General features: G+C 37.5%; 1 protein-coding gene. It reads right to left on the bottom strand.

Annotation, left to right across the window (positions count from 1 at the left end; all coding sequences use genetic code 11):
- Positions 1–42: 42 nt before the first annotated feature.
- A complete protein-coding gene (locus tag J2Y38_RS00470) occupies positions 43–11,778 on the bottom strand; it encodes an Ig-like domain-containing protein (RefSeq protein WP_309838532.1) in 11,736 nt (3,911 codons plus the stop codon).
- Positions 11,779–12,401: the final 623 nt, after the last annotated feature.

Here is a 12,401-nt window from a genome sequence, read left to right as displayed (position 1 = left end):
TACATTATATAAGAGTGATTTATATAATGTATTACTTGTTTTTTATTTTGACAGATATAGATATCCATCTTCCTTATTATTTTGAATTTCATTATTTCCATTTAATGATTTATAAGTAAGAATGTAGAAATAAGTACCAGATGGCAGTCCGTCAGATTTATTTACAGTAGTTCTTCCTCTGGAAGTTCCATCAAATGCGTTGGTTGTATTATTGTAATTTGAAGTTTCAAATACTAATATTCCCCAACGATTATAGATTTCTACTGTATTTTCAGGATAACAGGTTAAATCATTAATACTGTCAATTACGAATACATCATTTATTCCGTCGCCATTTGGAGAGAAAGCATTATGTATTACAATGTTTCCACAGGCTAAAACGTGGCAGTCATTGTTAACTCCCATATTTAGCTGTACACTTCTTGGACAATTTTCATCGGTAATTTTATATTCGAATGTATAATTGCCAAGTGTTAAACCAAACGGATTGAATATATTTCCTTGTAATGCATTAGTTTCGTTTGTGTCAATCCATGTTCCGGTTATTGGTGTGCCTTCCGGAAGCAAATTAGACAAGTTTATTAAGCTCGAGTCATCATTACATGCCTCGCTGGTTATGTTTACAATTCCATTTGGAACAACTGTTATGGTTACTGATGCAGTATCGCAATTTTCGGCACTTAGTTTATCACAAATGCGATACGTGTAGGTATAAGTTCCGGCTGGTGTTAAACTTGAAACCGTAACATTTCCTTGATTATCAATTGTGATATTTGGATCTGTTTTGGCATTGTTTTCATTTTCTGCAAGTAATGTAAAATTGACTAGTTCAAGTGTGGCAGGAAGTTGTCCTTTGAAATCATTACTTAATACATTTCCAACTAACCCAAAGGTGTTACAGCCAATGTTTGCATATACATCATCATTTGCAACAACTGGAGTAGGAGGTGCAGGTTCAACAATAATTACAGTTACAATAGCAGTGTCACAGTTTCCGGCATCGGCATTTTCACAAATTTGATACGTCAATGTGTAAGTTCCTGCAGGTGTATTTGCCGCAACATCTACAGAACCATCAGGATTTAATGTCAATGTATTTGTTGGATCTGGTGTTACTGTTGTAAGTGTAACATCGGCAGGATTTACAGGATCATTATTTAAAGTATCATTGTTGTATACATTTACAATGTTTGTAACTCCAGCTGGTGCTGTAATTGCCGGCGGATTATCATCGTTTGCGACAATTGCAAATGTTGGTCTGGCAATACAATACGGATCTGCCGGTGGATAATTTACAGTTATAGTTTCGCTTGGATTAACTGATATCGTTAAATTAACTGTTGGACGTAATGATTCAAAACCATCAGCGCCTTGAACCCATTTGTTATTTTCGAAAATCCATCCAGGCCAGTCAATACCATTTCCAGCTTCATTAACAACAGCTCCCGGCCATAAAACTCGGCCGCTTAGAGGTAAATTGGTCATGGTAGTTATTACCGTATTTTGTGCATTTGCCCAAGCTATCGTTACACCGTTTACCGGAGTGAAATTACCGGGTGTTACTACATAATCAATGTAAGGAACATCGTTTACACAAATAGGTGTTGCAGTTACGGTCATAACCGGAGCTTCAATAGTAATAGTTACTGTTGCAGTATCACAGTTTGAAGTTTGATCTGCTTCACAAATTTGATATACTAATGTAAGTGTGCCAACAGGTGCATTTGGTAAAACATCTACAGAACCATCAGGATTTAGTTGTAAAAATTCGTTTGGTGTTACTGTAGTAATAATTACATCAGAAACAGTTACTGCATTACCTTCAAGGGTATCATTTATAAGAACATTTAAAACATTTGTTGTAGTGTGATTAACGCCTGCAATAGGTCCTGCAGAATCATCATTGGCAACAATATCTTGGTATTCTTTACAGCTTATTCCAAAATCATTATCTAAATGAACTAAGTCTTGCGGTGTAACATTTACAATATAACTGCTTGGACTAGTTGTTGAGCATACCGTATGCATTTGAGTTTTACTCGTTTTATCAGTTGCTTTTTTATCAGCTAAATTTGGAAGTACTTTTACAAGTCCTGTTGCGCCTAAAGCAGCAGCCATAGTATCCAGATTTCCATCTTTAACCAATTTAATTGTATACTCCCCATACGGATTTTCGGTATTTGGTCTGTCTCTCCAGTATCCTTGAATTCCAATAATTACTTCTTGGTGATAACCGTTTGGTCCATCAACTATAACATTCGGACTTGCCGCATTTCCAAAACCTCCGGCATTTAGTTCACCAACGTTTAATGGACCTTGATAACTTCCGTCTCCATTAAGATCGATCCATTCCCATAAGCTGTAGTCAATTGCGCCACCTGAATCAGGAACATTTTTAGTAACAACGCCATCGTTGTTAGCATCGTACCATTCATCCTGAATTCCGTTACTGTTTGTATCATACCAAACATAATCGCCTAAAACTGGCAGAGTAGAAGATCCGTAATTAAAAGTATGTTCCTGGAAAATACAATCTTCAAGAGTTGTAAAGAACAAACTCGAATTTATAGGATATAACTCGTAAACACTATTTAAGTTTGCATCTTGTACCTGAACTAAATAACTTCCTGCAGGCATTCCTGTAAAACTGTAGCTGCCATCTGTTCCGGTTAAGCGTAATAAAATTGGCCCTGTTGTAGTTCCTTGCGGAATCAATGTCACCATTACATTTGCAATACCAGAATTGTTGTCTACATTCATAACATAACCGGATATTTTTACAGTATATTCAGGCTGAGTAATAACAACAGTTGTAGTTGCAGTACAAGTTTGATTTTCGCCATTTACAGCAAATGTTGCTGTAAGAGTATAAGTTCCGGCAGGTAAATTAGTATTGCCAACAACTTCATTTTTATCATTTGTAATAACTACTGTCGATCCCGGACTATTAGTCACTAAAATTGAGCCATCGCTTTTTCCAAAGCAGGTTACATTTGAAGCTACACCAGTTACAGAAACTTTATTTTCAACAGTAAAAATTTGAACAAGTTCTGTTTTGTTTCCAGAACAATCTGTCAGAGTATATGTTCTGGTTAAGATATAAGCATCTCCATTACAGCCGCTTGCTCCGTTATTAGAATCGCTGATTGTAACAGTTACTGTACTGCTGCAATTATCTGCTGCATCTATAATAGCTTGCGGATTTGCTGCCGGAATATCAGTAATACTTTGTAAATCTGCCACATCAGCCGGAGCAGTTCCTGTTGGCGGAGTTGTATCTCTAACTGTTATAATTTGAGTATGAGAAACTGTACTTCCACCACAATCACTAGTAGTCCATTTACGTGTTAAAGTATAATCTGTACCACATTCGTTAAGAATATTGCTTTTAATTTCAGAAAAAACAATTGGTAAGTCTCCGCTGCAATTATCAGATGCTTCAAGGTTTGCAGGTTCTGGAACAGCATCACAAGAAACAGTAATATCAGTTGGAAGATCTCCAGTAAAAGCTGGAGGAGTTGTATCCTGAATTGTAATTACCTGAGTGAAAGTATCAGAAGTATTTCCACAGTCGTCTTTTACAGTCCAGGTATTAGTGTAAGTTCCAGAATTTGAGCATCCTTCAGATGCAACGAATTGTCCGCTTACTTTAGTAATGTTAGAAACATCTGCATCGCATAAATCAGAAGCAGCTGGGAATAAAGCCTGAGCCGAAGTTAAAGCTTCAGCATTACTGCACTCAATAGTCTGATTTAGAGAACCTGCTTGTGTGGTCCATGTTGGAGGAGTTGTATCCTGAATTGTAATGATTTGAGTAAAAGTATCAGAAGTATTTCCACAATCATCTTTAACAGTCCATGTATTAGTGTAAGTTCCAGAGTTTCCGCATCCTTCAGAAGCTACAAACTGTCCGCTTACTTTAGTGATATTCGAAACATCAGCATCACATAAATCAGAAGCTGTAGGGAATAAGGCTTGCGCCGAAGTTAAAGCTTCCGCATTACTGCATTCGATAGTCTGGTTTAAAGAATCTGCCTGTGTTGTCCACGTTGGTGCAGTAGTATCCTGAATTGTAATGATTTGAGTAAAAACATCAGAAGTATTTCCACAGTCGTCTTTTACAGTCCAAGTATTAGTGTAAGTTCCAGAATTTGAGCATCCTTCAGATGCAGCGAATTGTCCGCTAACTTTAGTAATGTTAGAAACATCAGCATCACATAAATCAGAAGCTTCTGGGAATAAAGCCTGAGCTGAATTTAAAGCTTCAGCATTGCTGCATTCGATAGTCTGGTTTAAAGAACCAGCCTGTGTTGTCCAAGTTGGAGCTGTTGTATCTTGTATTGTAATAACTTGTGTGAAAGTGTCAGAAGTATTGCCGCAGTCATCTTTTACAGTCCAGGTGTTGGTATAAGTTCCGGCATTTGAACATCCTTCAGCAGCTACAAATTGTCCGCTTACTTTAGTGATATTAGAAACATCAGCATCGCATAAATCAGAAGCTGAAGGGAATAACGCCTGTGCGGCATCCAGTCCTGAAGTATTACTGCATTCGATAGTCTGATTTAAAGAAGCACTTTGCGTTGTCCAAGTTGGAGCTGTTGTATCTTGAATTGTAATGATTTGAACAAAACTAGCGGTAACATTTCCGCAGTCATCTTTTGCAATCCAGCTATTGGTATAAGTTCCAGCATTTCCGCATCCTTCAGAAGCGACAAATTGACCGTTTGTTTTTTCATAAGTAACAAATGTACAATTTGCAGTTGCAGTTGGAGCCTGATTTTGAGCATTTTCTAAACCAGCAGTATCACTGCATTGTAAAGTTACATTTAATGTTCCTGTTTGCGTTATCCAGGTTGGCGCTGCAGTATCCTGAATTGTAATTACTTGTGTAAAAGTTGTTGAAGTATTGTTACAACTGTCTTTTGCAGTCCAGGTATTAGTATAAGTTCCTGTGCTTCCACAGCTTCCTCTTTGTAGTTCGCCAGTTGTTTTAGTATAAGTTACGGTTCCATTGCAATTATCTGTTGCAATTGGTGCCTGAGTTTGAGCATTATTGAATCCTTCAGTATCGGCACATTGTAACGTTATATCTAAAGAACCACTTTGTGTTGTCCAAGTTGGAGCAGTAGAATCTTGAATTGTAATGATTTGTGTAAAAGTGTCAGAAGTATTTCCACAATCGTCTTTTACAGTCCAAGTGTTAGTGTAAGTTCCAGAATTTGCACATCCTTCAGAAGCTGTAAATTGTCCGCTTACTTTAGTAATATTCGAAACATCAATATCGCATGAATCAGAAGCTACAGGGAATAAGGCTTGCGCCGAAGTTAAAGCTTCTGCATTACTGCATTCGATAGTTTGATTTAAAGAACCACTTTGTGTTGTCCAAGTTGGTACAGTTGTATCTTGAATTTTAATGATTTGAGTAAAAGTATCAGAAGTATTTCCGCAGTCGTCTTTTACAGTCCAAGTGTTAGTGTAAGTTCCAGAATTTCCGCATTCTTCAGAAGCTACAAACTGTCCGCTTACTTTAGTGATATTCGAAACATCAGCATCGCATAAATCAGAAGCTGAAGGTAATAAAGCCTGAGCTGAATTTAAAGCTTCCGCATTACTGCATTCAATAGTCTGGTTTAAAGAACCAGCCTGTGTTGTCCAATTCGGTGCAGTAGTATCCTGAATTGTAATGATTTGAGTAAAAGTGTCAGAAGTATTTCCACAGTCATCTTTAACTGTCCAGATATTGGTGTAAGTTCCGGCATTTGAACATCCTTCAGAAGCTACAAATTGTCCGCTTACTTTAGTAATGTTCGAAACATCACTATCACAAGAATCAGAAGCTGCAGGGAATAAAGACTGAGCTGCAGTTAAAGCTTCCGCATTACTGCATTCAATAGTCTGGTTTAAAGATCCCGCTTGTGTTGTCCAAGCTGGAGCCGTTGTATCCTGAATTGTAATGATTTGAGTAAAAGTGTCAGAAGTATTTCCGCAGTCATCTTTAACTGTCCACGTGTTGGTATAAGTTCCAGAATTTGCGCATCCTTCAGAAGCCACAAACTGTCCGCTTACTTTTGTGATATTCGAAACATCAGCATCGCATAAATCAGAAGCTGTTGGGAATAAAGCCTGAGCTGAATTTAAAGCTTCCGCATTACTGCATTCAATAGTCTGGTTTAAAGAACCAGCCTGTGTTGTCCAATTCGGTGCAGTAGTATCCTGAATTGTAATGATTTGAGTAAAAGTGTCAGAAGTATTTCCGCAGTCATCTTTAACTGTCCACGTATTGGTATAAGTTCCAGAATTTCCGCATCCTTCAGAAGCCACGAACTGTCCGCTTACTTTTGTGATATACGAAACATCAGTATCGCATAAATCAGAAGCTGTTGGGAATAAAGCCTGAGCTGAATTTAAAGCTTCCGCATTACTGCATTCAATAGTCTGGTTTAAAGAACCAGCCTGTGTTGTCCATGCTGGTGCTGTTGTGTCCTGAATTGTAATTACTTGTGTAAAAGTATCAGAAGTATTTCCACAGTCGTCTTTTACAGTCCAAGTGTTAGTATAAGTTCCAGCATTTCCGCATCCTTCTAAAGCTACAAATTGTCCACTTACTTTAGTGATATTAGAAACATCAGCATCGCATAAATCAGAAGCTGAAGGGAATAACGCCTGTGCGGCATCCAGTCCTGAAGTATTACTGCATTCGATAGTCTGATTTAAAGAACCTGCCTGTGTTGTCCAAGTTGGAGCTGTTGTATCCTGAATCGTAATGATTTGTGTGAAAGTATCAGAAGTATTTCCGCAGTCGTCTTTTACTGTCCAGGTATTGGTATAAGTTCCGGCATTTCCACATCCTTCAGAAGCGACAAATTGACCGCTTACTTTAGTGATATTCGAAACATCAGCATCACATAAATCAGTAGCTGAAGGGAATAAAGCCTGAGCTGAAGTTAAAGCTTCAGCATTGCTGCATTCAATAGTCTGATTTAGAGAACCCGCTTGTGTTGTCCATGTTGGTGCTGTTGTATCCTGAATTGTAATGATTTGAGTAAAAGTATCAGAAGTATTTCCACAGTCATCTTTTACAGTCCACGTATTGGTATAAGTTCCAGAATTTCCGCATTCTTCTAAAGCTACAAATTGTCCGCTTACTTTAGTGATATTCGAAACATCAGTATCGCATAAATCAGAAGCTGTAGGGAATAAGGCTTGTGCCGAAGTTAAGGCTTCCGCATTACTGCATTCAATAGTCTGATTTAGAGAACCAGCCTGCGTTGTCCATGCTGGAGCAGTAGTATCCTGAATTGTAATGATTTGAGTGAAAGTATCAGAAGTATTTCCACAGTCGTCTTTTACCGTCCAGCTATTGGTATAAGTTCCAGAGTTTCCACATCCTTCTAAAGCTACAAACTGTCCGCTTACTTTAGTAATATTAGAAACATCAGCATCACATAAATCAGAAGCAGTTGGGAATAAGGCTTGCGCAGAAGTCAAAGCTTCAGCATTGCTGCATTCAATAGTCTGGTTTAAAGAGCCCGCTTGTGTTGTCCAAGTTGGAGCAGTTGTATCCTGAATTGTAATTACTTGTGTGAAAGTATCAGAGGTATTTCCACAATCATCTTTGACTGTCCAAGTATTGGTATAAGTTCCAGAATTTCCACAGCCTTCAGCAGCCACAAACTGTCCGCTTACTTTAGTAATGTTAGAAACATCAGCATCGCATAAATCAGAAGCAGTTGGGAATAAGGCTTGCGCAGAAGTCAAAGCTTCAGCATTGCTGCATTCAATAGTCTGGTTTAAAGAACCACTTTGCGTTGTCCAAGTTGGAGCAGTTGTATCTTGAATGGTAATTACTTGAGTGAAAGTATCAGAAGTATTTCCGCAGTCGTCTTTTACAGTCCAAGTGTTGGTGAAAGTTCCAGCATTTGAACATCCTTCTGAAGCCACAAACTGTCCGTTTACTTTGGTGATATTCGAAACATCTACATCACATAAATCAGAAGCTGCTGGGAATAAGGCTTGCGCCGAAGTTAAAGCTTCCGCATTACTGCATTCGATAGTCTGATTTAAAGAACCAGCCTGAGTTGTCCAAGTTGGTGCGGTTGTATCATGAATTGTAATGATTTGAGTGAAAATATCAGAGGTATTTCCACAGTCATCTTTAACCGTCCAGGTATTGGTGTAAGTTCCAGAATTTGCACATCCTTCAGAAGCCACAAACTGTCCGCTTACTTTAGTGATATTCGAAACATCAGCATCACATAAATCTGAAGCCGTTGGGAATAAGGCTTGCGCCGAAGTCAAAGCTTCAGCATTACTGCATTCAATAGTTTGGTTTAAAGAACTACTTTGTGTTGTCCAAGTTGGAGCAGTAGTATCCTGAATTGTAATGATTTGAGTGAAAACATCAGAAGTATTTCCACAGTCATCTTTTACAGTCCACGTATTGGTATAAGTTCCAGAATTTGCACATCCTTCAGAAGCCACAAATTGTCCGCTTACTTTAGTGATATTCGAAACATCAGCATCACATAAATCTGAAGCCGTTGGGAATAAGGCTTGCGCCGAAGTCAAAGCTTCAGCATTGCTGCATTCAATAGTTTGGTTTAAAGAGCCAGCCTGTGTTGTCCATGCTGGTGCTGTTGTATCCTGAATTGTAATTACTTGTGTAAAAGTATCAGAAGTATTGCCGCAGTCATCTTTTACAGTCCAAGTGTTAGTGTAAGTTCCAGAATTTGCACATCCTTCAGAAGCCACAAATTGTCCGCTTGCTTTAGTGATATTTGAAACATCAGCATCACATAAATCTGAAGCAGTTGGGAATAAAGCCTGTGCGGCATCTAACCCTGAAGTATTGCTGCATTCGATAGTCTGATTTAGAGAACCCGCCTGTGTTGTCCAAGTCGGAGCAGTAGTGTCTTGAATTGTAATGATTTGTGTGAAAACATCAGAAGTATTTCCACAGTCATCTTTAACTGTCCACGTATTGGTATAAGTTCCAGAATTTGAGCATCCTTCAGAAGCGGCAAACTGCCCGCTTACTTTAGTGATATTCGAAACATCAGCATCACAAGAATCTGAAGCTGAAGGGAACAAAGCCTGTGCAGAAGTTAAAGCTTCAGCATTGCTGCATTCAATAGTTTGGTTTAAAGAGCCAGCCTGTGTTGTCCATGCTGGTGCTGTTGTATCCTGAATTGTAATTACTTGTGTAAAAGTATCAGAAGTATTTCCACAGTCGTCTTTTACAGTCCAAGTGTTAGTATAAGTTCCAGCATTTCCACATCCTTCAGAAGCGACGAACTGTCCGCTTACTTTGGTGATATTCGAAACATCGGCATCACAAGAATCTGAAGCTGAAGGGAACAAAGCCTGTGCAGAAGTTAAAGCTTGAGCATTACTGCATTCGATAGTCTGATTTAGAGAACCCGCCTGTGTTGTCCAAGTAGGTGCAGTTGTATCCTGAATTGTAATGATTTGAGTGAAAACATCAGAAGTATTTCCGCAGTCGTCTTTTACTGTCCAGGTATTGGTGTAAGTTCCAGAATTTGAGCATCCTTCAGAAGCTACAAATTGTCCACTTACTTTAGTGATGTTAGTTACATCACAATCACAAGCATCAATAGCAGCTGGAAATAAGGCCTGAGCGGTATCCAATCCAGAAGTATCAGTACATTCTAAAGTAACATTTAAAGAACCAGCTTGTGTTGTCCACGTTGGGGCAGTAGTATCCTGAATCGTAATTACCTGAGTGAAAGTGTCCGAAGTATTTCCGCAGTCATCTTTAACTGTCCATGTATTGGTATAAGTTCCTGCATCTCCGCATCCTTCAGAAGCAACAAACTGTCCGCTTACTTTAATGATATTACTAACATCAGCATCACATAAATCAGCAGCAGTTGGAAACATTGTTTGCGCGGCATCTAATCCTGAAGTATTACTACATTCTAAAGTAACATTTAAAGAACCAGCTTGTGTTGTCCATGCTGGGGCAGTAGTATCCTTAATCGTAATTACTTGAGTGAAAGTGTCCGAAGTATTTCCGCAGTCATCTTTTACTGTCCAGGTATTGGTATAAGTCCCGGCATTTCCGCATCCTTCAGAAGCTACAAACTGTCCGCTTACTTTAGTAATATTCGAAACATCAGCATCACATAAATCAGATGCGGTTGGGAATAAGGCTTGCGCCGAAGTTAAAGCTTGAGTATTACTGCATTCAATAGTTTGATTTAAAGAACCGGCTTGCGTTGTCCACGTTGGCGCAGTTGTATCTTGAATTGTAATTACTTGAGTGAAAGTATCCGAAGTATTGCCACAGTCATCTTTAACTGTCCAGATATTGGTGTAAGTTCCAGAATTTCCGCATCCTTCTAAAGCTACAAACTGTCCGCTTACTTTAGTAATATTAGAAACATCAGTATCGCATAAATCAGAAGCCGTTGGAAATAAAGCCTGCGCTGAAGCTAAAGCTTGTGTATTACTGCATTCGATAGTCTGGTTTAAAGAACCGCTTGCAGTTGTCCAGATAGGCGCAGTAATATCTACTACGTTTATGGTTTGGCTTACAGGAAGCGAGATATTGTTACAAGCATCTTTTGCAGTCCAGGTTCTAATAGTCGTATAGGAACCATCACATGAACCTGGAGTAGTCTGATCAACATATGTTAAAGAAGCGACCACACCACTGTTGTCAGTTGCTGTAGCTTGCGCAAATACAGGAATCTGCGGGCAATTAATTGTAGAAACAGCAGGAAGCGGGTCAATTATAGGTTTGATAGAATCTCCACTTGGTATGATTACAGTTAATTGTTTTGAACAATTATTACTATCGGTTACAGTTACTGTATATGTTCCGGCAGTAACATTATTTAAATCCTTAGTAGTTACACCATTATTCCATAAATAACTGTAGCCGGGTGTACCTCCTGTAACGCCCAAAGTGATATTAGATGTTCCTCCGCTGCAGCTTACGCTTGTATGTGCTTCACTTAATAACAGTTCTGTCGGTTCAATTATAGAAAGAATATATGAATTTGATAAATTCTGAGCATCAGTAACAGTTAGTTTGGCAGTGTTGTTAGAAGTTGTGTAAGTAAATGTTGGATTTGGCGAGGTGGAATCAGGTGCTCCTCCGTCATTCCGGAAATCCCAAGCGTACGTATAAGGCGTTTTACCTCCGTTTGTAGTAGAGGTAAAAGTTACTGTTGTGTTAGTGCCAACTTTACATGCTTTGTATGTAAACTGTACAGCTAAAGGTTTGGAAATAATAAAAGAATTTGTAAAATCACATTGCGAGTTGGTATAAGAACCGCAGGTATAATTTGGTCCGGGATCATTATTGCTGTTTGTTTTCCAGGCTATAATGGTATTACTTAGGCTTAATTCATCTCCACAAGTCCAATTGAACGGACCGTATATTAATTTTTTATTGCTCCCGGGAACAATTTCACCTAATAAAACGTTCAAAAAAGTATTAACTCCGTTTATCTTCAAATCTGAATTTAATCTCGCAAAATGAATGCTCGAATTTGAATTTGAGGAATAATTAAGATAAATATATACCTGCTGTACCTGCCCAATCGTACACGTAGTATTGGTTATAGGTGTCCCATTTACATTTGACAGACTTAAATATACATCCGTCAGTGTGTAATTGTTTGATGTACAGTTAAAACCACATGTTCTTAAATCTACTTGCGAAAAGGTTAAATTGATATTGAATATTAAAATCAACGTTATGAGTGTGTGCTTAATATTAATATTTTTAAAAGAAGTAATGTTTTTCATAATCTCTAATTTTTAAACTTTAATACTTTTACTTAAGATTCTAAAAGTGTATAGTCAGTCTTAGTGACTATTTGGTAATATGTAAATCGATTATAGAATTGATTTAGAAATAATGGTGATGAGAAAAGCTTAATTATGATTCTTTGGTTTCCGTATTTTGCATTAACGGTTGATAGATCTTAAGAGATAGAGAATAATTTCTATTTTTTTAAATGGCAAATAGTATATTAATCACATCTTACACCTAAAAAAAAATAACTTACAATTTGGGTAATTTTACTACTTCATTCAGAAATAGTTTTTAATGGCAGCATATTGCTTTTATCGTTTGTTATATTTTTTATATTTTAACAGAATCAAAATTATATTAGAGTTTTTCTAATTGATTTTTTTTATCTGTAACTAACCTAAAAACTCGTTAAAATGCTCTTTTTTTATTAAAAATTGATTCAAATTGAGATATTTTTAATCAGTATTATAAAATTTTATTACTGATTTTTCTTTCTTTTTTAATAAAAACCATGTTGTTTAATCGATGTTAAATGGTTAATAATCAATTATTTGGTTAATTTTTTGCTGATTTCAAAATATCGACAAAATGCATATTTTGCTGGATGAAGTAC

Origin of the sequence: Flavobacterium sp. 2755 (genome assembly GCF_031455715.1) — a bacterium.
Classification (GTDB): Bacteria; Bacteroidota; Bacteroidia; order Flavobacteriales; family Flavobacteriaceae; genus Flavobacterium.
This window is presented reverse-complemented; position numbering and strand designations above follow the sequence as displayed.